Raw genomic sequence first — 26,769 nt, forward strand, 5'->3', positions numbered from 1 at the left:
GGGGTCGCCCCTGGACGACGTGAGCAAGGTCGCAAATGCCCTGTACGAGGTCGTGAACGCTCTCGGCAGGCCGGTGCTGGACGCGCTGTCATCCGGGCAGCCGAACGACGAGGCGTGTGACTCGTGGATTGCGCTCTTGTTGATCGCCCAGCACTGGCGGGACTCACCTGATCTGCCAGTAGACCTGAAAGCCCTGGTCGATGGGGCGCTTCCTCTCTGACGCACCTCGCCCGGTCGGACCCCAGAAGGCTGTCACGTTCAGTAGCAATGCCGGAACGAGGTGGGCCAACTCGCGACGGTTGAATACGCCAGTACCGACCCCCAGCTTCGCCGCCCTGCCCGCCATCGCGCTCGCCACCGTGCTGTTCCCCGCGCTGGTGTCCGTCGTCACCCCGCAGGCGAAATGACGCATCGGGCCCCGGCCCGTCTTCGGCCGCTGCCGGTACCCGGCTGCTGGTGACAGGCCTCCTCGGGGAAACGCCCCCACCCGCCCTCCCTTCCCGCTCCGGGAGGGAGGGCGGGTTCTTTACCCGGTTCTTTCTATAGGGCGGCAGCACCACCGGACGCCGGTCGACCGGCGTCCGGTACGACCTGCGCGGACGCGGCGCGCCGGGCCCGCGTCCGCGCAGGTCGGGGCCGCGGCCTCGGGCAGGACCTCCGCAACCCAAAGACGATGCCGAGCGAGCTGCGCGGCTGACGGCATCGGAGCCCGCCACCCGCAGCCGTTCCCCCGCTCCGGGTGGCTCCCCTGCCCGGCAGGACGGGGCGCCGTCCGCCGGTGCGCGGGCCGAAGGGCCCGGTCGCTCAGGTTCTGCCGGGTTTGCCCGTCGAGACCAGCAGGAGGACGGACGAGCCCGGTGCCACCGGTTCTGCGCCACCCCGGGGGGCACTGCTGATCACCTGCCCGGCGGGAGCGTTCCAGTCCGTGTGCCGCATGATCGTGCAGCTCAGTCCGAGTCCGCGCAGCAGGCTTCCGGCCTGTTCGACCGGCATGCCGGCCAGGTCCGGCAGCGCGATGCCCGCTCCCGCGGTCTGCTCCTGCTCCTGTGTCGGAGTCGCATCGGCGCTTCCGCTCTTGGGGGTGCCGGTGGCGAGCGGGGTGCACGCCCCGTTCGCCGGTGGGGACAGGGACGGGGAGGCGCCGGGCGCGGGCGGCACGGGCTTCAGCGCGAAGAACCCCACCGTGGCGCACGCCAGCACGCAGCACGCCGCAGCGGTGCCGAGGAGCGCCCGGCGGGTGCGGCTGCGGCTGACGACTCGCTCGATCGCGGCCGCGTCGACGACCGGCGCCGTCGGCCCGTCGGCGAAGGAGGCCACCGCGGCACGCAGCTCGTCTTCGAGGCCCGGCTCGAACGGGGCGGGTCCGGACGACGTGCTCCTCACTTCGTACCTCCGAAAGCGGCCGACGGGGTGTGCGGCGCCTGGGCGCCCGATACGGAATCGCGCAGCTTGGCCAGGCCGCGGGCGAGCTGGGACCTCACCGCACTCGAAGAGATGTCCAGGACGTCGGCGACCTGCCGGGCGTCCAGATCGTGCAGGTAGTACAGGACCACCACGCTGCGCATGCCCATCGGCAGCCCGAGCAGTGCCTCGATCAGTTCCGCGCGCAGATCCACCTGCCCGAACCGGTCCCGGGGGTCGGCCGTCTCGGGCACCCCCGACAGCCCGGGGCGCTCGCCCAGGCGCGACAGCCGCCGCCAGCGGTCGTTGGCCAGGTTGACCAGCACTTTGCGCACGTACGCCTCCGGCGAGTCCGCCACCGCGACCTTCCGCCACTGTCGGCACGCCCGCTCCAGTGCCTCCTGCACCAGATCCTCGGCCACGTGCACGTCACCGGTCAGCGCATACGCGGTGCGGAACAACGCTCCCGACCGATGTGCGACGAACTCCGTGAATCCGTTGCCCGGACCGCTCCTGCGAAACCTCACCCGCCGACCTCCTCTCCTCGTCCCGTCCCGATCACTGCCCCTATGACGGCGGAACGGGGCCGGGTGCTGCACCGAGCCGTCGGCAGTGACGTGAATCACAGCTGGGACGGAAGGGTGTCCCAGGACCTCGCGCCGCTGCCGCCCGGGGTGGGGGCGGGGCCCGGCGTCCCGCGCGGGCGGAGCGGAAGCGGGCTCGGGCTCCGACCGGCCGCCCGTCGTCACGGAACGCGGGCCGGCCCTCTCCCGGGAGGCGAGCTGGCGAGTCTGGCCGTCCGGGGGTTCAGTCCTCCGGGATGCCCGGCCTGGCCGGTGGGGGCGGTGGGGCTGCGGCGAAGTGGTCTCCGCCCCGGCCGGCGCTGGGTGTCAGTCCTCCCACAGCTCGGTCATCTCGCGGTCGCAGTGGTAGCAGTACATGGATGCGCTGTCGGCCAGGTCGAAGAACAGCCCCGGGTTCGCCTTGTGCATCGCGGCCCCGACACCCGCACCGGCCCGCGCCTGCTCCCGCTGCACGACCTGCTCGTCGGGATGGACCGGCCCAAGGGCCGCCTCGTCCGGCTGAACAACCCGCAGGTCCCCGCGCTGCTGAGGGACCTCGCCACCGGCAACATCGCCCTCACCCACGAGGCTATCCAGCAGGTGCCGAACTGGCGGACCGCCGCCTACCTGCGCGATCTGCTCATGGAATGCGGCGTCCTGCCCCGCCAGGACCGCCAGCTCCTTCTCTTCCAACGCTGGCTGGCCGAACGGCTCGCGGCGACCACGGACCCCGAACACGAGCAGTTCCTGCGGCACTTCGCCCACTGGCACCAGCTCCGCAAGCTGCGCGTCAAGGCCGACACCGGCCCGCTGAGCGTCAGCACCGCCAGCAGACCACCGCCAGCAGACCACCCAGGCCGACGCCTTCCTCACCTGGCTCACCCGCCGAGGCAGCACGCCGGCAACGGCAATCCAAGCCGATCTCGACGCCTGGCACACCGAGAACTACGCCACCCGCCGCGCGGCACAACCCTTCCTGCGCTGGTGCATGGACACGCAGCGCATGCCGCGCCTGGCCATCCCCTACCAGGCGACGGCCAACCCACTACCGCTTGGCCAGCACCAGCGGTTGACCGCCCTCCGTTGCGTCCTCGGCAACGAAGCCGCGCCGCTGAGGGTCCGGGTCGCCGCCAGTCTCGTCCTGCTGTTCGCCCAGCCCCTCACCCGCGTCGTCCGCCTGACGACCGGCGACGTCCTGGACGACGGCCAGCAGGTCCACCTCCGACTCGGAGACCCGCCCTCGCCCCTGCCCGAGCCTGTCGCCGCTCTCGTTCGCGGCTACCTTCGCTCACTCCCGGCCCACGCACCGGCGGTGAACCTATCCACCCGCTGGCTCTTCCCCGGCCGCCGCCCAGGCCTATCGCCCGGCATCAGGAATACACGACACTTCAACATGCGCGCCTACCAGTCCCGAGGCCGCGAGGGCGGGACGGCGCCCGCCCTCGCGGCCCTTGGCTATCGCTTGAGCCCGCCATCGTTTGCCGACAGGTGTCGCGGGTGAAGGCGTCGCGGTCTTTGGCATTGCGCGGCAGTGTGGAAATTCCGGCTTCGGGTCAGGCCGGCGGGTCGGGGGTGTATCTGGCGAGCATGGTCTGGACGGCCTCTTCGACGGCGTTGTGGATGTCGGAGGCTGCGGGGTTCCAGCCGGTCAGCAGCATGCGGGGCCACAGGACGTAGTTGGCGATCATGCCGAGGAACTGGTTCGCGGCGCTCTCGGCGTCGGGCACATCGGCGTTGCCCGCCTCATGCTCGGATTCCAAGTAGTGCTGGACGGAGGCGAAGTAGGGCAGTTTGCCGAGCTGGAACTGCATCCGTCCCAGCTCGGGGAAACGAGGCAGTTCGGCGATGACGATCCGGAACAGGCCTGCCATGCGGGGCTGGCCGATCAGTTCGGCGTAGCGGTGGCCGATGGCTGTCAGCCCGGAGCGCAGATCTCCCGTCTGTGGCCGCGCGGCGGTATCGCCGGCGTCGCGCTGCCAGGACTCGGTGACGATGGCCTCGAAGAGGGCCGCCTTGGTGGGGAACTGCTTGAACAGCGTGGACTTCGAGACCCCGGCCGCTTCGGCGATCCGCGCGAGGGAGGTGCCGTCGTAGCCACGGTCCAAGAACAGTTCTGTGGCCGCGGAGGTGATCGCCTCGCGCTTCTGCTGGGCGAGCCTGCGGTGATGCGCGGTGAGTTCTGCTGCCATGCGAAGAGTATGCCGCAGCCCCGAGGCGAGTCACTTGACTCGCCTCGGAGGCCCGCTTACGGTGCAGCAGTAAGGCGAGTCGAGTGACTCGCCTCTGAGCTGCGGCACCTGGGCGCATCCTGGTCGTCGTACGGTGGAGGAAGTTCATGACAGTCGACAAGATCGCTTTGGTGACCGGTGCGAATCGCGGCCTCGGGCGCAGCGCGGCCATCGCCCTGGCCACCCGCGGGGTGCGGGTGGTGGTCACCCACCGCGGTGATGCGGCCGGGGCTGAGAAGACGGTGGAACAGGTGCGGGCCGTGGGTGGGACGGCCGCTGTTCTCCGGCTCGACATCAGCGACGTCTCCTCCTTCGCGTCCTTCACCTCCGAACTGGGCGCGCAGCTGGAGCGCTGGGGTACTTCGCGGCTCGACATCCTGGTCAACAACGCGGGAGTGGGAGTCTTCGGGCCGCTGGAGACTGTCACGACCGACGACTTCGACACGGTGATGGGCACCAACGTCCGGGGCACGTTCTTCCTCATCCAGTCGCTCGTGCCGCTGCTGGCCCAGGGCGGCCAGGTCATCAACGTCTCGACGTCACTGACCCGCCACACCAGCCCCGCCACCTCGGTCTACTCCGCGTCGAAGGCCGCCGTCGAAGCTCTGAGCCGCACCCTCGCCGCAGAACTCGGACCTCGCGGCATCCGGGTCAACTCCATCGCCCCGGGGCCGACCGCCACCGACTTCAACGGCGGAGCGATGCGGGACGACGCCGGAACGCGCCAGGTTCTGGCCGGACAGACCGCGCTCGGCCGCGTCGGCGAACCCGAGGAGATCGGCGACGCCATCGCCACGCTGGCCTCCGAGGGACTGCGCTGGGTCACCGCCCAGCGCATCGAGGTCTCCGGCGGCGCCCTCCTGTGACGCCGGGCGACGGCCGGTAGGGAAGCAGGCAGTGACGGCCCCGAATCACTCCGAGCCGACCGGCTCGTCCGGCTCTGGCGCATCAGGGTCCCGAAGCGGAGGCAGGGCGCCGGCGGCCGGGACGCCGGCGGTGAAGCTGAAGCGGCCGAGGAGGTCAGGTTGCGGTGCTTGAGCGGGGAGAGCCGGGCGATGTCCTGACGGGGTGCAGCAGGTCCCAGGACAGCTCCATACCCGCACCCTCTTTTCGCCCGGCGGGCAGGTCTCAGGGCCCGGCGCGAAGTGACCGGGTTCGGCCTCCGGGCGAAGTCGTTCACGGCGAGTCGGCCGGTGGCCTGCCCCGGGGTGCCGACGTCGCGCGCCGTCGCTCAACCGGTGCCGGTGTCGTCACCCGTGTCATCGCCCGTGTCGCTGCTGTCGGCGTACTGACTCAAGCCGTGGGCGGAGAGGATGAGTTCGACGTCCTCGCCGTCCGCTCCTTCGACGTCGATGTCGCCCCACACGTGGAAGTCGAGGTGGGCGAACCGGGGAGCCAGGTCGGCCAGAACGGCCAGCGGGGTCCGGTCCTCGTCCGTGTCCTCGATCACCAGGTCCCGGATGCTCAGGTACTTCAGTTGGGGGAGGAGCGAGCTCTCCGCGAGGACGACGAAGTGGCCGGCCTCGTCGGCCTCGAACTCCGCTTCGCTCAGGTCCAGGCTCCGCAGCCGGGGGAACCTGGCCGCGTCGAGCGCTTCCAGCTGGGCGTTCGAAGCCACGGTGCCGTGGACGTCGTGGTCGGACACCACCTCCAGCGAGACGAGGGCCGGTGTGGAGAAGTCGAACAGGGAGCCGTCGGCGAAGACGGACCCTCGGGTCCGCAGATGCGTCAGGGCGTCGTGTTCCAGGTCGTCGAACAGGTACGCGCCTTCGAGGGCCAGGTTGCGCAGCGCGGGCAGCGAAGCCCACAGTGCCCGTTCCACCGGCTTGGGCACCACCGGGTCGTTCAGGTACGTCTCGGGGTCGACCCGGTTGCCGGTCGAGGTCGTGTGGAGTTCCAGGAGCAGGTCGAAGTCGTGCCCGAAGTGCAGGGCTTCGAGCCGGGGCCAGGAGCGGCGGGACAGAGCGACCGCGGCGCGTTCGGCGGAGTGGTGGTAGTCGGTGAGGTGCAGCTCCAGTTCGCCCAACAGGCGGGTCGCCGGGTGGGACAGCAGGACGTCGATCAGCGCGGCCTCCCACTGCTCGGCGTCGGCCGGATCGTACGTCCAGGTGTGGGGCAGGTCCGCCAGGAGCCGTTCCACCAGGGCGCCGCGCCGGGACGCGGTCTCCGCCGCGGGCCGGAAGACGGCCGTGTCGACGAAGCCGCGCGACCAGGTGAACTGCCAGGAACCGTCGGCGCGCAGGCGGTCGAGGCCGAGGTCCTGTTCCACGCGCACGTACGCGGCGCCGGGGTCGGCGGTGGTGCCCTTCGCGCCGCCGGTGTCGTGGAGGTGTTCCAGACGGACCGCCTCTCCCCGTGGGTCACCTGCCGCGGTCAGGGCGTCCGCGTAGGTGAGCCACGGCCCCCACCGGTCGGTGACCGGTACCGCCACGCTCTCGGCAAAGCTCATGTGATCCTCCTGGTACGGGACATGAGGCACCATAGGGGCCGCCGCCGGCACCGGCTCACACGGGGCGGTCGGCACGGTGTGGTGTGGCCCCGTCCGATACAGGAGTCCCCCGCACGGCCGCTCCGGGGCTCTCGCCGGCCCTGCGAGGGTCATCCGGCCGCTCGGGCAGTGCGGACGTGTCAGCCTCGTGGCACGCCCAGGGCCAACAGAAGCCCTGCCTGCCGTCGGCGCTGCGGTCGCGGTACAGGCCGGCCCCGATGGTGAAGGACCTTGCACCGATCGTGAACGCGTCGCCCTTCTTGTTGTTGATCTTCACCTTGTCGACGAAGTCGTGATCGCCGCCGAGAGACATCCACGGGGCCTGCCCGCCCTTCGGCGGGAACCAGCCGGTCCACACGTCGAAGTCGGTGCCGATGACGAACAGCTGCTCGGTGCCGTCGCCGTAGTCGCCGCCGCAGTGGAAGGTGCCGCCGCTGGCGTTGCAGGCCTCGGGCACCAGCGGGGCCTGGTCGCGGTCGCCCGCCGCCATGGCCGGGGCGGCACCCGGAGCGAGGGCGGTCAGCGCGGCGAGGGCCACGTCGGCGGTCTTGATCGTGCTCATCAGTACTTCTCACAGGGCTGCGATAGGGGCGGGGCCGTTCGCCCGGCCCGCGGACGGTCTTGGGCAGGGCCGGACGGTCCATCGCGCATGCCCAGGGCGCGTGCGACGGGTGCCTCCAGAAGCGGTGATCGCGAGATCGGTGAACGTCCGCACGCCGTAGCGCCGCCGTGCGGCCCGCAGGCCCGTACCCGTCCCCGGCCCTGCCCGTCGGCCCGTCCCTGGCCGGCGGACGCGCCGGGCGGGGCTCAGGCGGCCGGGAGCATGGCGCGCCGGCCGGGCGCGGCGGGGGACTGCACGGTCATCCCGCCGTCGATCACCAGGAGCTGCCCGGTCAGGTAACGCGACTCGTCGGAGGCCAGGAACACCATCGCGTGGCCGATGTCCTCGGGGGAGCCCAGATACGGCAGGGCGTTGCAGGCCAGGAGCGACTCGACGACCTCGGCAGGCAGGTTGTCCCGCAGGGCGGGCGTCATGACGGCCCCGGGGGCCACCGCGTTGCAGCGCACGCCCTGCGGGCCGTACTGCACGGCGATCGACTTGGTGAGGTTGACGACGGCGGCCTTCACGGCGCCGTAGGAGATCTGGACGACGTCGCCGACCAGGCCGGCCACCGAGGCGGTGTTGATGATCGACCCGCCGCCCGCCGCGATGAGGTGCGGCAGCGCGTGCCGGGTGCCGAGCAGGGTGCTGCGCATGTTGAGGGCGACGGCGCGGTCGAACTCGTCAAGGTCGAGCCGGAGCAGGTCGAGGTCCTTGCGGGGGTCGCTGCCGCCCACGTGGTTGCAGAGCACGTCCAGTCCGCCGAACTCACGCACGGCGGCCGCGACGGCGGCAGCCGTCGAGGCGTCGTCGGTGACGTCGACGGTCACCGGCAGGGCACGGCCGCCGGCCGCCTCCACCAGACGCGCGGTCTCCTCGGCGGCGGCCGGGTGGTGGTCGGCGACCACCACGGCGGCCCCCTCGAGGCTCATCAGCTCGGCCGCGGCGCGGCCGATCCCACTGCCGGCGCCGGTGATCAGCGCGGTCTTGTCCTTGAGTCGGTCCATGGTTCCACTCCTCGTCGAGCCGTTGGTCATCATTGATGACAAGGGTAAGTCATCTATGATGACTTCTTCGACGAGTGAAGGAGAACCCGGCGTGAGCGAGTCACCAACCCCCCGGCCGCGCCGGTCCTCGGCCCTGACCAGACAGGCCATCCACGACGCGGCGCGGGAACTGTTCAACCGGGACGGCTTCGGCGCCGTGGGCATCCGCGCGGTCGCCGCGCGGGCCGGAGTGGACGCCGCACTGGTGATCCGGTACTTCGGATCAAAGGAGCGGCTCTTCGTCGAGGCGATGAGCGTCGACCTACCGGCCGCCAGGATCCTCCAGGGCCCGCTGGACGGCATGGGCCGGGCACTGGTCGCTCATGTGGTGGACCTGTCCTCCTCGACCGCGGGCTCGCTGGCCGTCGCCTCCCTCGCCGCCCTGTTCCGGGCCTCCGACCGTGCCGAGGTCCAGCGCAGCCTGCGGACCACGATCGAGCGGGCCTTCGCCGATCCGCTCGCCCCCCGCCTCGCCGGCGAGGACGCCGAACTGCGCGCCCATCTGATCGCCGCCCAGATCGGCGGGCTCCTCACCTCCCTGCACGTGGTGGAGGACGAGATGCTCGTCTCCGCCGACCGGACGGCGCTGGTCGCGCACTACGGCGACGCCGTCCAGCGGCTCATCGACGGCTGAGAGTGATCTCGGCGCCGCGATCGCGTCGCTCGCGGAAGGGCGGTGTCCGGGCCTCCTCGCCGGCCGCTGCCCGATCAACGCGGTCAGCGTGCCGCGTCCCGCAAAGAAGGATGTGACTCGAGGAGTACCGTCCGGCCCTGACACCACCCGGACCCCGGGCACTGGGCGCTCGCCCGCCGCACCATCGACCACGTCCTGCGCCCGCGCCAGCAGCCGCAGCTCGGCCTGGCTTTTCCCCGGTCGGCAGCCCGGGCTTCCAATGAACCCGACCAGCCTGATCGACCAGATCCGAGCCGCCGGAGCTACCGTCCAGCGCGGCAGAACCTCAGCAATCCGCCAACTGGTCCTCCAAGCCCCCGCACCCGTGATCGCCCGGGCCCTCGGCTACCACGACAGGACCACCAACCGTCTCGTCACCAAGGCCGGCGGAACCTGGAGCCGATACGCCCCAGGCGACCACGAACGGTGACACCGCAGACGCCAACCACTCCGAAGACGACGCTCTGAACCACGTGCTGGAACCTGGCCCTCGGCAACGGCACTGTCAGCCGGATACGTCAGACTGCACTGACGGACCTGCCGAAACGCTACCCGGGGAGGGGCGCTTGGCCGCCGACTTCTGTCACGCCGAGAACGAGGAAGGCGTACGTCTCGACGACCCGTCCGAAGCTGCCGTACGCACTCTGCTCAGCGGGCTCGACAACACGGAGAACACGTTCGTGATCCTCCAAACCGGAGAGGACGAGCCTTCCTGGTACGCCTCGGTCGCGTTGGAGGACGAAGGCGGCTACGAGGTCGTCCTGCGTGATCCGTCCTGTCGGGAACACGTTGTGGCCACGGAGACCAGCGCCGAGAAGATCGCGCGAGACCTCATCCTGTGGATCGCCCGACGCGACTTCCGGGGACGGACAGTGCACCACAGCGTCCCGCGGCCGGACGTTGTCGGGCTCGCGCGACTCGCCGGCCTGGACCCGGCAACCGCCGAGCCACTGCTTCCGTGGGACCTGGCCCAGGATGTCGCCGGAATCCGGTTCCCCGCCGACTACCGAGCATTCGTCGACCTCTTCGGTCCTGGCGAGCTACGGGGAGAACTCGGCGTCGTGACTCCGCGGCCGCTTCCAGGCCGACCCATCGGCGTCGGTGCTCTCTCCCGCAAGGTCAACGAGCTGATCAACGACACCGGGGCCGCGTTCAAGCAGATGCGGGAGGACTCGCCCGACCTCTGCCCGTACCCCGTCTACCCCGAGCCCGGCGGCCTGCTGTGCTGGGCGAGCAACTACTACGGAGACCACTGCTTCTGGCTCACCGAAGGGGACGACCCGGACCGCTGACCCGTCGTGGTGTGGCTGCGAGGCGAATTCCCCGACGGCTGGCACCGCTACGACATGGGCATGGCCAGGTTCCTCCTGCTGGCACTGTCAGGCGAGGACTCCACCCTGGACGACCTCGGAGTCGCGACTTCGACCGCGCCGGTCTGGGTTCCCTCACGCTAGCCACAACTACCGAGCGCGACATCCACCACGGCCCGGCAGTGAACACGCGACACCTCGACATGCGCGCCTACCAGTCCCAACCCCCATGACCCGGCGGACTTCGCGGAACGCGGTGCAGGTGGCGTTCTCGCGGGAGCCGGCCTGCAGGCACCACAGCAGCAGCGCGGAGATGGCGCCCTCGCGTATGGAGACGGCCACCCGCATCAGGTGCCGGAACTGGGGCTCAATCAGGTCGAAGTCGATGACGTCGTTGCGGCGGCCCCCGTCGTCGCGGACGCCTTTGGCTACGACGACGCGACCACCAGCCTCCTCCTCGGAGAGAGCGGAGGGACCTGAAGCCGATACGCCGCAGGCGACCGCCTCCGGTCGCCATCCGGCTGGGCTCCCCACCGACTCACCGACGGTTGAAGCTCAGATCACATCCTGGACCAGCTGCGGGTAACCGATCTCGGCGATGTCCTCGGCCAGGTCTGCGAGGGTGACCTCCGGGTTCAGCGACGACACGAGCTCATGGCTCAGCGGTCGCAAGGCATATGCATCGCGCACCGCTTCCAGGTCCACGGAAACCTCGTAGTAGTCCTCGGCGAAGCGCTGGAACGCCTCCGGCGAACGGTCGACCAGGAGCTCGAACAGGCCCGCCGCCCCATCGGGGTCGGAACACCCGGCGGGGAAGTCGATCACGCCGTGCCGCCACCGATCGTCCGTCGCCTCCCGCCACAGACAGGCCGTCACGACGGGCACGTCGTCCTCATCGGTGAACGCGGGCTCCTCGACGAAGGGCTTGAAGGCTCCCGGAACCTCGTCGATCACTCCCGGCCAGGGCTCGCCGTCGTTGCCGTATGGGCTCATCGGTGCTTCGTGGTCGAAGCCACGGATATAGGCCCCGGCCGCCGAGAACACGATGGAGTACTCGTCCCCCGAGCCGTTGCGCATCGATGCCATCTCCTCGCCGTCAGCCCAGCCGGCGTTGAAGGAGTAGTACCGGCCCTCCCAGTCCGGGCTCAAGATCGCATCGAGCATCGCCAACGAGCGGCACAGGTTCCGCAGGTCAGCGATGGAAGGGAGCCGGCGAGCTACGTCATAGACAGTCACGTACTCATACAACCGGATGCCCCTGACATCCAGAATCTCCCCCCAAGGCTGTCACGATCAGTAGCAATACCGGAACGAGATGGGGCAACTCGCGACGGTTGAATACGCGAGCCCACCAGTACCGAGGCCGGCGGTGTTCTGGTGCTGCGGTGCGGGGTACGGCATGGGGCTCCGGGGCTTGTTCTAGGACGTTCGGACGGCGAAGCTTCCCAGGGCGCCCTCCAGGCGGTCGTAGGCCTGCACCGCCGAGGGGCGCACCGCGGCGGCGATCGCGGCGTGCTCCTCGCCGGCCAGGGTGCGGCGGAACACCTCGGCGAACACCGCCCGGTCGACGGCGGCGAGCAGCGCGGCGGCGACCCGGCACTCGAAGCCGACGGGTATCTCGTGCACCGCCTCGGCCAGCGCCTCGGCGAGTGCCGTCTCGCCCTGCTCGTGCAGCTCGCGGAGCCGGGCGGCCAGGGCGGGGCTGTCGAAGACGGTGCGGGCGAAGGCCGGTCCGGCGAAGCCGAGCCCGGCGTCGTGCCGGTCGATCCCGGCGAGGCAGTCGCGGCGCAGTGCGGCCAGTGCGGACTCGCCCGGCGCGCGCCCGGCGACCGTCCCGGCGAGCCGGTCGACGAGCTCCTCGTAGAGGTCGAAGAAGAGGTCTTCCTTGCGCGGGAAGTGGTTGGTGACGGTCATCTTGGCGACGCCCGCGGCGGCCGCGACCTCGGCGATGGTGGTCCGGTCGAAGCCCTGCTCGATGAAGAGCCTGGTCGCGGTGTGCGAGATCGCCTCACGGGTGCGGCGTTTGTTGAGCTCGCGCAGGTTCGGCGTCGGGGGCGGAGTCGGGTTCGCGGTGGTCCCGGTGTCGGTCATGGCAGGAGCGTAGCGCAGTTCGCTGGGTCGGGCACAGTAATTATGCTTGACCCAATCTGTGGCTCCGTCCTAAGTTTCTCCGTGACCGCAGTTCCGTCACCCGATCACCCACCGTGGGAGGTATCCGTGTTCACCAGTCACTCCGGTGGCCTGCGCCTGCTCAGCGTGCACGCCCACCCCGACGACGAGTCCAGCAAGGGCGCGGCGACCCTTGCCCGGTACGCGGCCGAGGGCGTCGACGTCCTGGTCGCCACCTGCACCGGCGGCGAGCGCGGCTCGGTGCTCAACCCGGCCATGGACCGGCCCGAGGTCCGGGCCGACATCGCGCGGATCCGGCGCGAGGAGATGGCGGCCGCCCGGGAGATCCTCGGTGTGCGCCAGCGGTTCCTCGGCTTCGTCGACTCCGGGATGCCAGGGCTGGGCGAACCGCTCCCCGAGGGCTGTTTCGCCGTCCGGCCGGTGGAGACCGCGGCGGAGCCGCTGGTCGCGCTGATCCGGGAGTTCCGCCCGCAGGTGGTGGTGACCTACGACGAGACGGGTGGCTACCCCCACCCGGACCACGTGATGACCCACCGGGTCACCGTGGCGGCCTTCGAGGCCGCCGCGGACCCGGAGCGCCATCCGGGGCTGGGCGAGCCCTGGCAGGTGTCCAAGCTCTACTACCACCTGGCGCTGTCCCGGGCCTGGTTCCTGGCCCTGCACGAGGCCATGACGGAACGGGGTGCCCCTTCGGGGATGGGGGAGCTGCTCGCCGGCTGGCCCGACACCCCGCCCGCCCTGGCCACCACCACCCGGGTGGCCTGCGCCGAGCAGTTCGCCGTACGGGACGCGGCGATGCTCGCGCACGCCACCCAGGTTCAGCCGGGCGTGGCCTTCATGGCCCACTCGCGGGACATCGAGCGCGAGGTCTGGCCGACCGAGGACTACCACCTGGCCCGGACCTCGGTGTCAGGGGCCGGTGGGCCGACCGACGCCGGTGGGCTGACGGAGGCCGGTGGGGCCGAGACCGACCTGTTCGCCGGGCTCCGGGCGGGGGCGGGGGCGGGGGCGGGATGAGCATCACGGCAGGCGTGGCGGCGTGGGTTCTCGCCGTGCTGCTCGGCGCCGTCTCGGCTGTCGCCCGCTCAGCACTGGCCGTCGGCGAGTACGTAGTAGCCGGGGCCGGTCTGCTTCAGGGTGTGGGTGACGAAGGTGTTCCAGAGCCCCATGCTCTGGCCGGACCCGAGCGCGTAGGTCAGGCCGCCGCTCCGGGTGGCGCGGCCGGCCAGGACCTGGTCGTAGTTGCTGGCGGTGAAGCACTGGGGTGTGCCGCCGCTCTGGGTGGTCGCCGTCACGGCCGCCGACCGGGAGCCGACGGCACCCGACGCGTCGACCGCCGCCACGGTGTAGCCGTAGGCGGTGCCGGCGGCGAGTCCGGTGTCGGTGAAGGCCGTGCCGGTCGGGCTGCCGACCTCAGCGCCGTCGCGGAGGACCTGGTACGAGGCCGCGCCGCTGACGGCCTGCCAGCCGAGGCTGATCGAGCCCGGGGTGGTCGCGGTCGCGGTCAGTCCGGTCGGAGCCGGCAGTCCGGGACCGGTGGGGCCGGAGCCGTCGTCCAGTCCCCAGAACCGGGCGGTGTGGTAGCTGGAGCAGACGGTGTCGAGGAAGTAGGCGCCGGTCGCCCCGCACTGGTCGGCTCCGGAGCCCGGGTGGACGGCCAGGCCGTGCCCCATCCCGCTGACCGTGAACACGGTCACGACGGGCTGTCCGGCCGCGTCGGCGTAGAACTCCTGCGTGGTGCCCCCGGGAAGGCTCCGGGTGCCGGTCGGCTGACGCCCGATGCCCTGGACGTTCGTCCACTGGTCGCGCAGCTCGGTCGCGTTCACCGGTCTGACCACGGTGTCGGCACTGCCCTGCCAGATCGCGACCTTGGGCCACGGCCCGGTGTAACCCGGGTACGCGGATCGGACCTTGGCGCCCCACTGCGCCGGGGTGAGCCCCTGGTCGGAGTTCTGGCAGCCGGAGGCGGCGGCCTGGGTGGTGGCGCAGTGGGCGGGCAGGCCGGAGTCGATCGCCCCGCCGGCGAACACGTCGGGGTAGTCGGCCAGCAGGTCGGCGGCCATCCCGCCACCGGCGGAGAGTCCGGTGACGAACACCCGGCGGGCGTCCGAGCCGTACAGGGACTCGGCCTTGGTGACCATCTCGACCACCGACTTGGCCTCGCCGACGCCCCTGGCGGCCTTGTTCGTGTCGAACCAACTGAAGCAGGAGAGGCTGTTGTTGGCGTTGCTGGTCTGCGGGAACACCACCGTGAAGCCGTACTGGTCGGCGAACTTGGTCCAGCCGGAGTTGCGGTAGTAGTCGGTGGCGCTCTGGACGCAGCCGTGCAGCGCGACCACCAGGGGAGCGCCGCTGGGCAGCCCGGCGGGGGTGTACGTGTACATCGCGAGGTTGCCCGGATTGGTGCCGAACCCGGTGACCTGGCGGAAGCTCCCGGTCGTGGGGTCGGCGGTGGCGGCAACGTTCGTCGGTGTGGACGCGGACGCCGAGGTCGCCCTGGGGGAGGCGGCAGCCGAGCCGGGTGCGGCGGTGGCGGTGCCGACCGCGAGGGCGGCGGCCGTGAGCAGCGCCGCGACGGCGGGGCGCAGTGGCATGGGGACTCCTATGTGGGGGAGGAGTGGGGGCCGTTCCCGTGCAGCGTGGCCCGCCCGGTGCCGCGCGGCCATGTGGCGGTCATCCGAGGTCCGCCGCCCCGGCATGGCGCGGGCCGCCATACGTCCTGAGCAGTCCTGCCGCCCCGCCCGGTGGCCCGACCGGTCGTCGCACCATGCACCGGATACGGGCGGGCCCCGGCCCCGGCCGCGGTGGCGACCGGGGCTTGCCCGGGGACTCCTGGGGTGGTTCAGAGGGCCGCGAGCACTCCGCAGAGGGCGATGAAGCCGCAGATCCCGAAGTTGACCAGCTTGTGCGACAGGAAGATCGCGGCGAACTCGCGGATGGTGGCGCTCGGCCAGTAGTAACGGGCGGTGGGCGAGCCGAAGACGTGTCCGTTGACACCGGTCTCCCGGGCGAGCAGTGCGGCCCTGAAGGCGTGGAAGTTGTTGGTGACCACGACGCATCGGTAGCCCGGCTTGGCCTGTTCCATGATGGCCTTGCTGAAGAGGAGGTTCTCCTCGGTCGTGCGCGAGCAGTCCTCCCGCTCGATGTGCTCCGTCGGGAAACCGCGTTCGACCAGGTAGTCGGCCATCGCGTGGGACTCCGGCAGCTTCTCGTCCGGCCCCTGGCCGCCCGAGGTGATCATTACCGGCGGGTTGCCGCGTGCGGCCTGCCGCTCGTACACCTCGCGGCCCCGGTTCAGCCGGCTGGCCAGCAGGGGCGGAACGCGCTCGCCGCCGACGAGTCCGGAGCCGAGCACGACCACGAAGTCCACGTCCCGGCGCGGTCGGTGGCGGCCGTACAGGAAGGCGTAGCCGACGAAGCAGGTGAACAGGAAGGAGACGTAGCCGACGACCAGGACCGCGGTGCCCGCCAGGGCGGCCAACTGCCTTGACTGGAGGGCGATAGCGGCGACCAGCAGTGCGATGACCCCGAGGATGCCCAGCCCGGCGAGCAGCGACAGCAGGTTGGCGGGCCGCCTGCCCTCCTTGCGGATCATGGTCAGGCCGTTGGCGAGCAGGAACCAGACCAGGGCCGCCGTGCCGACGGCGGGGAGGAGAACGATGACCGCCGCCACGATCATGACCACCATGCTGGGCGCCTTGCGGAGTTCGGCGAGCAGGGCGAGGGAGAGCAGGGAGACGGCGATGCCGAGCAGGACGGCGTTGCTGAACTGGCGACGGTCGCGCAGTACCCCGATTCCGAACAACAGGAAGAACAGGGCGGCTGGGGCATAGGCGATCATGGGTCGTATGGTAGGCCTTCCTCGGTCTGGACCATTCGTACGAACGGACCAGCCGCCCTCGGGGCCCGGCGCGGCTCATGCGGAACTCCGACGGAACTCAGGCGAAGCGTTCGATCGCGGCCAGGACTGCGTCGCCCATCCGCGGGCTCCCGGTGTGCCCGGACTCGTCGATGACCGTCAGGCGGGCGTCCGGCCAGGCCCTGGCCAGCTGCCAGGCGGTGTGGACCGGTCCGCCGAGGTCCAGTCGGCCGTGGATCAGCTCACCGGGGATGCCGGCCAGCCGTCCGGCGTCGCGCAGCAGCTGACCGTCCGGCAGGAAGGCCTGGTGTGAGAAGTAGTGTGCGGTGATCCGGGTGAAGGTCATCAGCGCCTCGGAGGGGCGGTCGGTGTACGCGTTGGGCTTGCCCAGCGTCTCGTGCGAGATGACCGCGTCTTCCCAGGTGGCCCAGGCCTGGGCGGCGGCGTACCGGACCGAGTCGTCTGCGCTGTTGAGCAGTCGGCTGTAGGCGGCGAGCAGTTCGAAGGTGTCCCTGTCCCGGTCGGCGGCCGGGAGGAAGTCCCGGAACGCCTCCCAGGGCCCGGGCAGGAAGCGGCCTACCCCCCGGTAGAGCCAGTCGGTCTCCTCGGGTCGGGTCATGGTGACCCCGCAGATCACGATCTCGGAGACCCGTTCCGGGTGGGCCTGTGCGTACGCGAGGATCAGCGTGGATCCCCACGAGCCGCCGTACAGCAGCCACTTGTCGATGCCGAGGTGCTCGCGCAGTCGCTCCATGTCGGCGATCAGGTGCGCGGTGGTGTTGTGCTCCAGGCCGGTCGACGGGTCGGCGGCCGGCGGGCGGCTGAGCCCGCAGCCGCGCTGGTCGAACTGGACGAGGTGGTAGCGCGCCGGGTCGAAGTACCGCCGGGAGGACGGGTTGTGGCCGGAGCCGGGCCCGCCGTGCACCACCACGGCCGGCTTGCCCGCCGGGTTGCCGGAGGCGTTCCAGTGGATCAGCTGCCCGTCGCCGACGTCCAACAGGCCCTGTGCGTAGGGTTCGTAGAGGGGGTACGGCTCGGGCATCGGTGACTCCTCCGTGGTCGTACGGGCAGGGCCCGGTGAGCCTACCCCGTGGCCGGGGGCTGGAGTTCGGCCCGCAGGCGGCAGCGGCCGGAGCCCTCCCGCGGGTCGGGTGGCTGGGGTCGGGGAGCCGGCGCCGGGGAGTCCGGTCAGCGCCGCTCGGGCGGCAGCAGGGCCGCGAGGCCGTCGAGGATCCGGTGCACGCCGAACTCGAAGCGGGTGTCCATGTCCGGTTCGGTGAGGTCGTCGGCCAGGTCGACGAGGTTGGGGAAGGTCTCGACGGGCAGGGCGCGGAAAAGGTCCCCGGCGGCGTCGGCGATGTCCCGGCGGCTGGTGCCGAGCACCTCGGAGGCCGAGATCGGCGACTGCTCCTGGAGCACGAAGCCCTGGACGAAGGCACCCAGCAGGTAACTGGCCATGGCGGCGTCGGCGTCGGAGAAGCCGGCCGCGCGGAGCCGGTCCAGCTGGTCCTCCATCAGTCCGAGCAGGTTGGGCCCGGGGGCGAGGCGGCCGGCGACGACCTTGGCCGCGTCCCGGTTGTCGAGCAGCAGCCGACGGTAGCGCAGGCAGTACGCGTGGAACTGCTCGCGCCAGCCGCCCTCGCGCGGCGGGGGCTCGGCGGAGCCCATCACCGCGTCGGTGAGCAGGTCGAGCAGCTCCTGCTTGTTGCGGACGTGCCAGTACAGCGAGGCCGCCTTGACGCCGACCTCGGCGGCGACCTTGCGCATGGACAGTCCGGCGAGGCCGTCCCGTTCCAGCACCCGCAGTGCGGCCTGGGCGAGGGCCTCCCTGGTCAGGGCTGGTGTCGCGTCGTCGTTCCCGGGCGTGCCGGTGTGGTTCTGCGGCATGACTGTGCGGACGCCTCCGGCGGTGTGGGGGGATTCCCGCTTGGTTTCCGTTTGCAATCTAACACCGTTAGGTGCACTCTGGCTGCCGCACGATCCCTAACGGTGTTAGGGACTCATGACCGGGAGGGAAACCATGGGCGAATCGAGCGCCCGTCGCCGACGGCTCGCGCTGCTCACGCTCTGCGTCACCATGTTCATGTCCATGCTGGACAACGTCATCGTCAACAACGCCCTGCCCCGCATCGGCCAGGAGCTGGACGCCGGAATCAGCGGGCTGCAATGGGTCGCCGAGGGCTACAGCCTGGTCTACGCCGCCTTCGTGCTGACCGGCGGCGCGCTCGGCGACCGGTACGGCCGCACCCGGGTGTTCCGCCTCGGGCTCGCCCTGTTCACGGTCGGCTCCACCGTGGCCGCGCTCGCCGGGACGATCGGCGTGCTGGTCGGTGCCCGGATGCTCCAGGGCGTCGGTGCCGCGCTGCTCACCCCGGGCAGCCTCGCCCTGCTGCGGCACGTCTTCACCGACGAGGGCGAGCGGGCCAAGGCCATCGCCACCTGGTCCGGGGTCTCCGCGCTCGGCCTCTCGGTCGGCCCCGTGGTCGGCGGCCCGATGGTCGAACACCTCGGCTGGGCCAGCGTGTTCTGGATCAACGTGCCGATCGGCGCCGTCGGACTGCTGCTCGCCGCCCGGGTGCTCCCGGACATCCCGCCGCGCGCCCGCCGGATCGACCTGGGTGGCCTCGCCCTGTCCGCCCCCGGACTGGGCCTGCTGGTCTACGCGCTGGTCGAAGGCCCGTCCCGGGGTTGGACCGACCCCCGGGTGCTCGGCTGCGGCGCCGCGGCCGGCGTGCTGCTGCTCGCCTTCGTGATGCTCGAACTGCGCCTGGCCGAGCCGATGCTGGAGCTCCGGCTGTTCCGCGACGGGATGCTGGGCGGCGCGCTGCTCAGCGGGTTCATGGTCAGCTTCGGGATGTTCGGCGCGCTGTTCTTCCTGCCGCTGATGATGCAGGGCACCCTCGGCTGGTCCCCGGCCGCCGCGGGCTACGCCGGACTGCCGATGACCGCGATGCTGGTGGTCGCCGCGCCGCTCTCCGGCCGGCTGACCGCCCGCCACGGGCCCCGGCTGCCACTGGTGCTCGGCCTCCTCCTCTGCGCGGCCGGCCTCGGCGGGCTGTCGCTGTACGGCGACCACGCCCGCTACCCCGAGTACCTCTGGACGCTGTTCGCGATGGGCCTCGGCATGGGGCTGACGTTCACGCCGGTGTCGATCGGGGTGATGCAGCGGGTCTCCCCGGCCCGGACCGGGATGGCCTCGGCGGCCGTCAACACCCTGCGCGAACTCGGAGGTGTGCTCGGGATCGCCGTACTGGGCGCCGTCCTGACCGGCCGGCTGACCGACTCCCTGACAGCTGCCCTGCACCGGCTCGGCGTACCGCCGGACGCGGTCGGCCCGATCGCGGACGTGCCCACCGGGGCGGCGCACGGAGGCGCGGCCACGACACTCTCGGGACCGCTCCAGGCGGCAGTGGACGGCGCCTTCGTCGACGGCATCCACCTCGCGGTGCGCTGCGGGGCGGTCGCGCTCGCGGGGACCGCCGGCCTGGTCGCCGTCCTGCTCGGCCGGGCCCGTCCGGTCGTCCCGCCGGAGGTCGCAGGCCCGGTCGCCCCGCAGGAGGCCGTCCGTCCGTGACCGGCGGAGCCGGCCGGGGCCCGCTCCGCCTGACCGACCGTTCGACCGATCGCCGGACCGATCGCCGGACTCATCGCCAGGCCGATCATCGGACTGACCATCGGGCCTGCCGTCGGGTCGTCGCCGCACCGGTGGCCCGTGCCGCACGCTCACCGGTGGCTCGTCAGTGGATGCCCTCGACCGCCGCCTGCGCCGCACGGGCCAGTTCGCGCCGGGCACCGGCCCGGGTGGGCTGCGGGCCCGGCGGCGGGATCGGCGTCAGGAAGGTCACGTCGGCGACCAGCCCGCGCGCCGCGACCACCCTGGCGAGCGAGGTGAGCAGCCCGTCGTCCCCGATGAAGGCGGGGACACTGGTCGGCCGCCCGTCCGCCAGCCGGTAGCGGATGGTCACCGGCTGGACGTCGGCCTCCGCCTCCACCGCGGCCTGGAACAGCGCGGGCCGGAAGCGGCCGCTCTCCCGCCCGCACCAGGTCGACCCCTCCGGAAAGACGATCACCGGGTACCCGGCGCGCAGCACCCGGGCCACCGCCGCCACCGTGTCCGGCAGCGTCCGCAGCCGGTCGCGGTCCAGGAAGACGGTGCCGCCCCAGGCGACCAGCGGGCCGAGCACCGGCCACTGCCGGACCTCGGTCTTGGCCAGCGACCGGCCGGGACGGCCGACGGCGAGCAGCGGTATGTCCAGCCAGGACACGTGGTTGGCCACCACGAGCACCCCGCGGCCGCCCGCCCGGCCGTCCGCACCGTCGCCCGCCCGGCCGTCCATGCCGTCGTCGGGAGGCCCGGCGAGGTGGACGGTCACCCCGAGGGTGTGCAGCAGTGCCCGCGCCCAGAGCCGGATCAGCCCGTTCCTGGAGCGGTACGGGAACAGCCGGACCGGAAGGCTGAGCACCAGGCCGGCCAGCACCACCACCAGACAGGCCGTCAGTCGCAGCGCCCGCCGGGGGTGGGAGACCTCCGGCGCGGCCTCGGCCAGGCAGACCTCGGGCCGGCAGGTCGCCGTGGGCAGCCAGACACTCATGACGAGGCGCCCGAGGCGGGTACGCCGGACAGGAAGTGCCGCAGGTAGCGCGGGTCGGTGCGCTCCAGCGACAGCAGCACGTACAGGTCGGCGCAGTCGAAGTCCGGGTCGTGGGCGGGCTCGCCGCAGACCCAGGCGCCCAGTCGCAGGTAGCCGCGGAGCAGGGCCGGCAGCGCGCCCCGCTCGGCGCGCGGCACCCCGGTGGCGTCCCAGCGGTGGCGCGGGGTGACCCGGAACTCCGCCGGTGCGAGGTGCTTGGCGCTGACGGAGTCCCAGACCCGCGCCGCGGTCGCGCCGCCGTCCTCCAGCCCGATCGAGCAGCAGCCGCCGACCCAGGTGTTGCCGGTGTCGGCGAGGTAGCGTGCGATGCCGCCCCACATCAGGTTGATGACGGCGCCGTTGCCGCGGTGGTCCGGGTGGATGCAGGAGCGTCCGAGCTCGACCAGGCCGGGGCGGACCGGGGCCAGCGCGGAGAGGTCGAACTCGCCGTCGGAGTAGAGTCGGCCGGCCCGGCGGGCGGCCTCGGGACGCAGCAGCCGGTAGGTGCCGATCACGGCGCCGTGCTCGCCCTCGCGGACCAGCAGGTGGTCGCAGTACTCGTCGAAGGGGTCGACGTCCAGGCCGGCGACCGGGCTGTGCAGCACGGCGCCCATCTCGGCGCCGAAGACCTGGTGGCGCAGCCGCTGGGCGGCACGCACGTCGTCCTCGTCGCGGGCGAGGGAGACGGTGTAGGCGGCCGGGGCGACGGGCCGGGGGCGAGGCGCGGGGACCGCCGGGATGTCGTGGGTGGGGGCGACTGCGGACGGAGCGTACGTGGGGACGGTGGTCATGGCGGACCCTCCAGGGCAGCACGATCGGCGGTGCCGTGGATCACCAGGGCACCGTCCCGGTTCGCAGGCGGTTGGGAATGGACGCGAACCGGTCCCCGTATGTCTCTCCGAGTCGGTTGGCATTCATGTTGCGGCCCGGAGGAGCGCAGATGTGCACCTGTTGAATGGGACCACCCGTGGTCCGCCGGTCATCTGCCGGGCATCAGGCGCTCGTGTGCCGGGGGTGGACAAGACGCACCGAGGGGGCGTACGGACTCCGCCGCACGCCCCCGGGCCATCACGGTCGGGGCGGCCCACTCATGGGGATGACCGACTCGTCGGGACGCGCGGCTCAGAAGGCCCGCCAGCCCTCCGGGTCCACCCCGCCGGGGACGGCGTCGGCCGGGCCGTACGGCTCACGGGTGTAGACGAAGGAGCCGACGTCGAGATGGCTGACCGTGCCGTCGGGGTGGCGGACCACCCGCAGGGTCTCGCCCGCGTAGTAGTTCTCCGTACCGGTCCAGGTACCGTCCGGCCCGGGACGGAAGCGCGAGCCCCGGCCCCCACCGGTGAGCGGGGTCAGCTCCAGGACCCGTCCGGGCCGCAGCCGCAGGGCGGTCGGCGCGGCGCCCCAGTACCAGGGGCCGGTGAGCTCCAGCAGTTCCGGGTCCGCCTCGGCCGCCGGACGCCACGGTTCGGGCAGCCGGGGCTCGTGCTCGGCGGTGAGCGCGATCAACTGGGCGGCCAGCGTCGCGGCGCTGGCGCCGCTGGTGGCGTTGGAGAGCGCGTACGCGGCCAGGCCGTCGGCCTCGCTGATCCACAGGCCCGCCGTGAAGCCGGGCATCGAGCCGGTGTGCCCGTACAGCAACCGGCCCTCGTGGCGGCGCAGTTGCAGACCGAGGCCGTAGCCGGTGGTCCACTCGGCGTCGTCCGGGGCGACGGCCGGGCGGCGCATCTCGGCGATGGTGTCGGCGGACAGCACCTTGTCGTCGCCGGCCGCCAGGAAGGCCGCCCAGCGGGCCAGGTCGGCGACGGTGGACCAGAGTTGGCCGGCCGGGCCCATCAGACCGGTGTCGGTGAGCGGCTCGGGCAGCAGCACGTCGGCCCACGGGTGGACGGCGAAGCCCCCGGCGTGCGGGTGCTCGGGCAGCAGCGTGGTGCGGTCCATGCCGAGCGGGGCCAGCACCTCGCGGCGCAGCGCCTCGCCCCAGGGCTCGCCGCGCAGCTTCGCCACCAGCGCGCCGAGCAGCGCGTAGCCGGGGTTGGAGTAGTGGTGCACCCGCCCGGCCGGGTGCACCAGCGGCTGTCCGGCCTCCAGGAGGTCGTCGAGGGCGGGCCGCAGCGTGCCCTCGCTCCGCTCCCACCAGGGCGCCGGGGTCTCGGCGGCCAGGCCGGCGGAGTGCGAGAGCAGTTGGGCGACGGTCGCGTCGTCGGCCGGGGTACCGGGCAGGTGGCGGGAGAGCGGGTCGGCGAGGTCCAGCAGGCCCTCGTCGCGCAGCCGCAGCACCAGCACCGCGACGAAGGTCTTGGTGAGCGAGCCGATCCGGTACTGGATGTCCGGGGTCGGCGCGTGCCCGTCGACCATGCTGCGGGCGCCGCTCCACACCGGCTGCCCGTCGCGCAGCACCCCGGCGGTCATCGAGGGTGTGCGGCCCTCGGCCTGGGCGACGGCGAGCCGGTGCAGCAGGGCTCGGCGGGTGGCGGGCAGCAGCTCGTTGGGAAGGTCGGTCATGTGGGCCTGCGGACTCGTCGACATGTCTACGGACAGTAGCCCAGCCCGGCCCCGGGCCCGAGTGAATAACCGTGCCCCGGAGCCGACCGGACACCTGGGCCCGGAGCCGACCGGACACCCGGCCCCGGGCGGAACGCTCAGCCCGCCAACGGCGGCAGCTCCGGCCGCTCCAGCCACGCCTCGAAGAGCGGGCCGAGCGGGGTCGTGGTGTACCGGGCGGCGTGCGCTCGCAGGTCGGCGGTGGCGACCACCCCGTGCCGGTTGGCGCTCGTCCAGTCCCGCAGCATCGCGAAGAACGCGTCGTCACCGAGCGCCCGCCGCAGCGCGTGCACCACGAGCCCGCCACGCTGGTACAGCCGGTCGTCGAACATCAGCTTCCGGCCCGGGTCGCCGAGCCGCAGGTCCTGCGGCAGCCCGGCCAGCAGCCGGTGCGCGGCGGCGGCGTGCACGGCGGCGCCCGGGCCGCCGGAGTGCTCGGACCAGAGCCACTCCGCGTACTTGGCGAAGCCCTCGTTGAGCCAGATGTGACGCCAGTCGGCGATCGTGACGCTGTTGCCGAACCACTGGTGGGCCAGCTCGTGCGCGATCAGCCGCTCGCGCTCCCAGCCGCCGCCGAGGTGGTTGGTGCCGAAGGTGGCGACGCCCTGCGCCTCCACCGGGACGTCCAGCTCCTCGTCCGCGACCACCACCGCGTACTCGCCGAACGGGTAGGGGCCGAAGACCTCGCCGAAGTACGCCGCCATCTCCGGCTGCCGGGCGAAGTCCCGGGCGAACGCGGCGGCCAGCGGCTCCGGCACGTACCCGGTCTGCGGCACGGCCGGGCGCACCGCCAGCGGCACCGGCCGGTAGTGCCCGATCGACACCGTCACCAGGTACGTCGGGGTCGGCGCGCTCTGCTCGTACACCCAGGTGGTGCTGGACGCCCTGGTGGTGCGGGTCAGCAGCCGGCCGCTCGCGACCACGGTGAACGGGGACGGCGTGGTGACCGCCAGCTGGTAGGTCGCCTTGTCGGCGGGCCGGTCGTTGCACGGGAACCAGGACGGCGCGCCGACCGGCTGGCTCGCCACCAGCGCGCCCTCGGTCAGCTCCTCCCAGCCCAGGCCGCCCCACGGGCTGCGCACCGGGCGCGGGTTGCCGGTGTAGTGCACCTCGACGGTGAACGCCGCGCCCGGCGCGAGCGCCCTGGCCGGGCGGATCCGCAGCTTGCCGCCGCGGTGGGCGTAGCGGGCGGCCCGGCCGTCGACCAGCACCCGCCCGATCCGGAACTCGGCCAGGTCGAGCGCGAACTCCGACAGCGCCGCGTCCGCCACCGCGCTCAGCCGGGCCGAGCCGGCCAGCCGGTTGGGCCCGGGCCGGTAGTCCAGCGCCAGCTCGTAGCGGTGGACCCGGTAGCGGTGGTCGCCGCTGTCCGGGAAGTACGGGTCAGGGGCGCCGGCGGTCACGGGGGCGTGCTTGGACTTCACGGGGACGTGCACTTCCTGCGGGCCGGGACGGGGGGTCGGGGAGGTGGTCACGACGTGGTCTGCCACGCCTCGATCGGGTTGCCCAGCCACCGCGTGTCGTCGGGGACGGACTCGGCGCGCATCACCAGCGAGGCCGGGCCCAGCGTGCTGCGCGCGCCCACCGTGCTGCCGGGCAGCACGATGCCGCCCGGGCCCAGGGTGGCGCCCTCGCGGAGGACCACAGTATCCATCCGCATGATCCGGTCGTGGAAGAGGTGCGTCTGCACCACACAGCCCCGGTTGATGGTGACCCCGTCGCCGAGGGTGACCAGGTCGGCCTCCGGCAGCCAGTAGCTCTCGCACCAGACCCCGTGCCCGACGTGCGCGCCGAGCGAGCGCAGCCACAGGTTCAGCACCGGGGTGCCGGGCACCGCGCCGACCAGCCACGGCACCGCCAGCATCTCCACGAAGGTGTCCGCCAGCTCGTTGCGCCACACGAAGCCGCTCCACAGCGGGTGCTCCACCGCCCGGAACCGGCCGACCAGCAGCCACTTCGCCGCCACCGAGACCAGGCAGGCCACGGCGCCGGCCGCCAGCAGCACCAGGCCGGACAGCAGGGCGGCGGTCAGCGGCGAACCGGCCGCCAGCCAGGACATCGCCGCCACGGTCAGCAGGCCCAGCGCCGCCGAGGCAAGCACCGGCACCAGCCGGCCCACCTCGACCAGCCCGCGGGCCCACAGCAGCCGGGCCGGCGGCTCGTAGGTCAGGCTCTGGTCGGCCTGGTCCGCCGAGCGCGGCAGCCGCATCGGCGGCATGCCCAGGTACGAGCCGCCCTTCTTCGCCTTCGCCGGCGTCGCCGACAGCACACCCACCAGGCCGCGCTTGGGCACCGAGCGGCCCGGCGCGGTCATCCCCGAGTTCCCCAGGAACGCCCGCTCGCCGACCTTCGCCTCACCGAGCCGCACCCAGCCGCCGCCCAGCTCGTACGGGGCCATCAGGGTGTCGTCGGCCAGGAACGCGCCGTCGCCGACCGTGGTCAGGCTGGGCAGCGCCAGCACCGTGGACACCTCCGCGCCCCGGCCGACCCGCATCCCGAGGGCGCGCAGCCACAGCGGCGTGACCAGTCCGGCGTAGAGCGGGAACAGCACCTCGCGGGCCCGGTCCATCAGCTGGGTGACGGTCCACGCCTGCCAGCCCACCCGGCCGTGCAGCGGGTGGGTGCCGGGCACCAGGCCGACGCTCAGCAGCCGCACCAGCACCACCAGCTGCGCCGCGTACACCGCACCGAACGCCAGCGTCGCCGGCAGTAGGCCGAGCAGCGCGCCGCCGAGCGCCGGGCCGAGGGCGGCGCCCTGGTCGACGAACCGGGACAGCACGGCGAGCGCGGCGAGCGCGGGCGGCACCGGGAGCAGGCCGAGGATGCCGCCGCTGGCGCCGTACAGCGCGGCCCAGCGGGCCTGGCGCTCCGGGCGCTCCTTGGGCCAGACGCGCTCGGCACGGCCCAGCTTGACGGCGGGGGCGCCGCCCCAGCGCTGGCCGGTCGGCACCTGGCCGACGACGCTGGAGCCGGCCGCCACCTGGGCGCGCTTGCCGACCCGGGCGCCGGGCAGCAGCGTCGAACGGGTGCCGACCACGGCACCGGAGCCGATCTTGACCTGGCCGATCAGCAGCCGGTCGCCGTCCAGCCAGTAGCCGCACAGGTCCACCTCGGCCTCGACCGCGCAGCCGCGGCCCAGCTTCAGCATCCCGGTGACCGGCGGCAGCGAGTGCAGGTCCACGTCGGGCGCGACCTTGGCGCCCAGCGCCCGGGCGTAGCGCAGCAGCCAGGCGCCGGACAGCGAGTCCGCGCCGCTCAGCTCGGCGAGCCGCTCGGCGGTCCACAGCCGCAGGTGGAC

Annotated in this window: 27 protein-coding genes; 7 read left to right on the forward strand and 20 right to left on the reverse strand. The window is 72.5% G+C overall.

The window, feature by feature from the left end; genetic code table 11:
- Positions 1 to 19 precede the first annotated feature (19 nt).
- Complete coding sequence (locus tag BU198_RS36225; protein ID WP_188301049.1) at positions 20 to 220, forward strand: hypothetical protein; 201 nt, start codon at positions 20 to 22, stop codon at positions 218 to 220.
- Positions 221 to 804: 584 nt separating this feature from the next.
- Here BU198_RS36225 and BU198_RS36230 read toward each other — a convergent pair.
- The 5 genes from BU198_RS36230 to BU198_RS36250 form a co-directional block, all read right to left on the reverse strand.
- Positions 805 to 1,383: a PASTA domain-containing protein gene (locus BU198_RS36230; protein WP_188301050.1), complete on the reverse strand. Its 579-nt coding sequence runs from the start codon at positions 1,381 to 1,383 to the stop codon at positions 805 to 807.
- Complete coding sequence (locus BU198_RS36235; protein ID WP_223245410.1) at positions 1,380 to 1,862, reverse strand: SigE family RNA polymerase sigma factor; 483 nt, start codon at positions 1,860 to 1,862, stop codon at positions 1,380 to 1,382. Before BU198_RS36235 ends, BU198_RS36230 begins: the two co-directional genes overlap by 4 nt.
- Positions 1,863 to 2,291: 429 nt before the next feature.
- A complete protein-coding gene (locus tag BU198_RS36240; RefSeq protein WP_188301052.1) occupies positions 2,292 to 2,846 on the reverse strand; it encodes a hypothetical protein in 555 nt (184 codons plus the stop codon).
- A 163-nt stretch (positions 2,847 to 3,009) separates the two neighbouring features.
- On the reverse strand, positions 3,010 to 3,183 hold the full coding sequence (locus BU198_RS36245) for a hypothetical protein (RefSeq protein WP_188301053.1): 174 nt from the start codon (positions 3,181 to 3,183) through the stop codon (positions 3,010 to 3,012).
- A 334-nt stretch (positions 3,184 to 3,517) separates the two neighbouring features.
- Positions 3,518 to 4,153 (reverse strand): TetR/AcrR family transcriptional regulator, encoded by a 636-nt coding sequence (locus tag BU198_RS36250; RefSeq protein ID WP_188301054.1) that lies wholly within the window; start codon positions 4,151 to 4,153, stop codon positions 3,518 to 3,520.
- Between the two features lie 146 nt (positions 4,154 to 4,299).
- Here BU198_RS36250 and BU198_RS36255 point away from each other — a divergent pair, with 146 nt between their 5' ends.
- A complete protein-coding gene (locus BU198_RS36255) occupies positions 4,300 to 5,058 on the forward strand; it encodes an SDR family NAD(P)-dependent oxidoreductase (RefSeq protein WP_188301055.1) in 759 nt (252 codons plus the stop codon).
- Positions 5,059 to 5,423: 365 nt separating this feature from the next.
- Here BU198_RS36255 and BU198_RS36260 read toward each other — a convergent pair whose 3' ends face one another.
- From BU198_RS36260 to BU198_RS36270, 3 genes are all read right to left on the reverse strand, one after another.
- Positions 5,424 to 6,641 (reverse strand): hypothetical protein, encoded by a 1,218-nt coding sequence (locus BU198_RS36260; protein ID WP_188301056.1) that lies wholly within the window; start codon positions 6,639 to 6,641, stop codon positions 5,424 to 5,426.
- A 55-nt stretch (positions 6,642 to 6,696) separates the two neighbouring features.
- Positions 6,697 to 7,242 carry a hypothetical protein gene (locus tag BU198_RS36265; protein ID WP_188301057.1) on the reverse strand — a complete coding sequence of 182 codons (546 nt, stop codon included), beginning with the start codon at positions 7,240 to 7,242 and terminating at the stop codon, positions 6,697 to 6,699.
- Positions 7,243 to 7,487: 245 nt separating this feature from the next.
- The gene (locus BU198_RS36270; RefSeq protein WP_188301058.1) at positions 7,488 to 8,288 is read right to left on the reverse strand and encodes an SDR family NAD(P)-dependent oxidoreductase; all 801 of its coding nucleotides are present in this window, start codon (positions 8,286 to 8,288) and stop codon (positions 7,488 to 7,490) included.
- Between the two features lie 91 nt (positions 8,289 to 8,379).
- On the opposite strand from BU198_RS36270, the gene BU198_RS44060 reads away from it, so the two are divergent.
- From BU198_RS44060 to BU198_RS44065, 3 genes are all read left to right on the forward strand, one after another.
- The gene (locus BU198_RS44060) at positions 8,380 to 8,961 is read left to right on the forward strand and encodes a TetR family transcriptional regulator (RefSeq protein ID WP_317620471.1); all 582 of its coding nucleotides are present in this window, start codon (positions 8,380 to 8,382) and stop codon (positions 8,959 to 8,961) included.
- A gap of 259 nt (positions 8,962 to 9,220) precedes the next feature.
- Entirely contained in the window at positions 9,221 to 9,430 is a 210-nt protein-coding gene (locus tag BU198_RS36280; RefSeq protein ID WP_188301059.1) for a hypothetical protein, read from the forward strand.
- 136 nt (positions 9,431 to 9,566) lie between these two features.
- The gene (locus BU198_RS44065) at positions 9,567 to 10,292 is read left to right on the forward strand and encodes a hypothetical protein (protein ID WP_317620472.1); all 726 of its coding nucleotides are present in this window, start codon (positions 9,567 to 9,569) and stop codon (positions 10,290 to 10,292) included.
- 168 nt (positions 10,293 to 10,460) lie between these two features.
- Here the strand turns inward: BU198_RS44065 and BU198_RS44375 are convergent, their stop codons facing one another.
- The 3 genes from BU198_RS44375 to BU198_RS36300 form a co-directional block, all read right to left on the reverse strand.
- Complete coding sequence (locus BU198_RS44375) at positions 10,461 to 10,844, reverse strand: Tn3 family transposase (protein ID WP_188301060.1); 384 nt, start codon at positions 10,842 to 10,844, stop codon at positions 10,461 to 10,463.
- Positions 10,845 to 10,865: 21 nt separating this feature from the next.
- Positions 10,866 to 11,546, reverse strand: coding sequence for a hypothetical protein (locus BU198_RS36295; RefSeq protein ID WP_188301061.1), 681 nt, complete (start codon positions 11,544 to 11,546; stop codon positions 10,866 to 10,868).
- Positions 11,547 to 11,729: 183 nt separating this feature from the next.
- Entirely contained in the window at positions 11,730 to 12,401 is a 672-nt protein-coding gene (locus BU198_RS36300) for a TetR/AcrR family transcriptional regulator (RefSeq protein WP_188301062.1), read from the reverse strand.
- 126 nt (positions 12,402 to 12,527) lie between these two features.
- Between BU198_RS36300 and mca the strand changes: the two genes are divergently transcribed.
- Complete coding sequence (mca, locus tag BU198_RS36305) at positions 12,528 to 13,457, forward strand: mycothiol conjugate amidase Mca (RefSeq protein WP_317620473.1); 930 nt, start codon at positions 12,528 to 12,530, stop codon at positions 13,455 to 13,457.
- 68 nt (positions 13,458 to 13,525) lie between these two features.
- Here the strand turns inward: mca and BU198_RS36310 are convergent, their stop codons facing one another.
- The 4 genes from BU198_RS36310 to BU198_RS36325 form a co-directional block, all read right to left on the reverse strand.
- Positions 13,526 to 15,034: an alpha/beta hydrolase family esterase gene (locus tag BU198_RS36310; protein ID WP_188301064.1), complete on the reverse strand. Its 1,509-nt coding sequence runs from the start codon at positions 15,032 to 15,034 to the stop codon at positions 13,526 to 13,528.
- Between the two features lie 248 nt (positions 15,035 to 15,282).
- A complete protein-coding gene (locus tag BU198_RS36315; protein ID WP_188301065.1) occupies positions 15,283 to 16,281 on the reverse strand; it encodes a YdcF family protein in 999 nt (332 codons plus the stop codon).
- Between the two features lie 97 nt (positions 16,282 to 16,378).
- A complete protein-coding gene (gene pip / locus BU198_RS36320) occupies positions 16,379 to 17,341 on the reverse strand; it encodes a prolyl aminopeptidase (protein WP_188301066.1) in 963 nt (320 codons plus the stop codon).
- 146 nt (positions 17,342 to 17,487) lie between these two features.
- Entirely contained in the window at positions 17,488 to 18,186 is a 699-nt protein-coding gene (locus BU198_RS36325) for a TetR/AcrR family transcriptional regulator (protein WP_188301067.1), read from the reverse strand.
- Positions 18,187 to 18,319: 133 nt separating this feature from the next.
- Here BU198_RS36325 and BU198_RS36330 point away from each other — a divergent pair, with 133 nt between their 5' ends.
- A complete protein-coding gene (locus BU198_RS36330; RefSeq protein ID WP_223245411.1) occupies positions 18,320 to 19,873 on the forward strand; it encodes an MFS transporter in 1,554 nt (517 codons plus the stop codon).
- Between the two features lie 163 nt (positions 19,874 to 20,036).
- On the opposite strand, the gene BU198_RS36335 is transcribed toward BU198_RS36330, so the two are convergent.
- The 5 genes from BU198_RS36335 to BU198_RS36355 all read right to left on the reverse strand — a co-directional run.
- Complete coding sequence (locus tag BU198_RS36335; protein ID WP_188301069.1) at positions 20,037 to 20,891, reverse strand: lysophospholipid acyltransferase family protein; 855 nt, start codon at positions 20,889 to 20,891, stop codon at positions 20,037 to 20,039.
- Entirely contained in the window at positions 20,888 to 21,721 is an 834-nt protein-coding gene (locus BU198_RS36340) for a GNAT family N-acetyltransferase (RefSeq protein ID WP_188301070.1), read from the reverse strand. The genes BU198_RS36335 and BU198_RS36340 overlap by 4 nt, the downstream gene beginning before the upstream one ends.
- Positions 21,722 to 22,052: 331 nt before the next feature.
- Positions 22,053 to 23,432, reverse strand: a complete 1,380-nt coding sequence (locus BU198_RS36345; RefSeq protein ID WP_188301076.1) for a serine hydrolase domain-containing protein — start codon at positions 23,430 to 23,432, stop codon at positions 22,053 to 22,055.
- Positions 23,433 to 23,569: 137 nt separating this feature from the next.
- The gene (locus BU198_RS36350) at positions 23,570 to 24,895 is read right to left on the reverse strand and encodes a M1 family metallopeptidase (protein WP_411293276.1); all 1,326 of its coding nucleotides are present in this window, start codon (positions 24,893 to 24,895) and stop codon (positions 23,570 to 23,572) included.
- Between the two features lie 47 nt (positions 24,896 to 24,942).
- On the reverse strand, positions 24,943 to 26,769 hold a 1,827-nt coding region (locus BU198_RS36355), incomplete at its 5' end, for a Pls/PosA family non-ribosomal peptide synthetase (protein WP_317620474.1).

The organism is Streptomyces sp. CBMA156, from assembly GCF_014596515.1.
In the GTDB taxonomy this organism is placed as follows: Bacteria; Actinomycetota; Actinomycetes; order Streptomycetales; family Streptomycetaceae; genus Kitasatospora.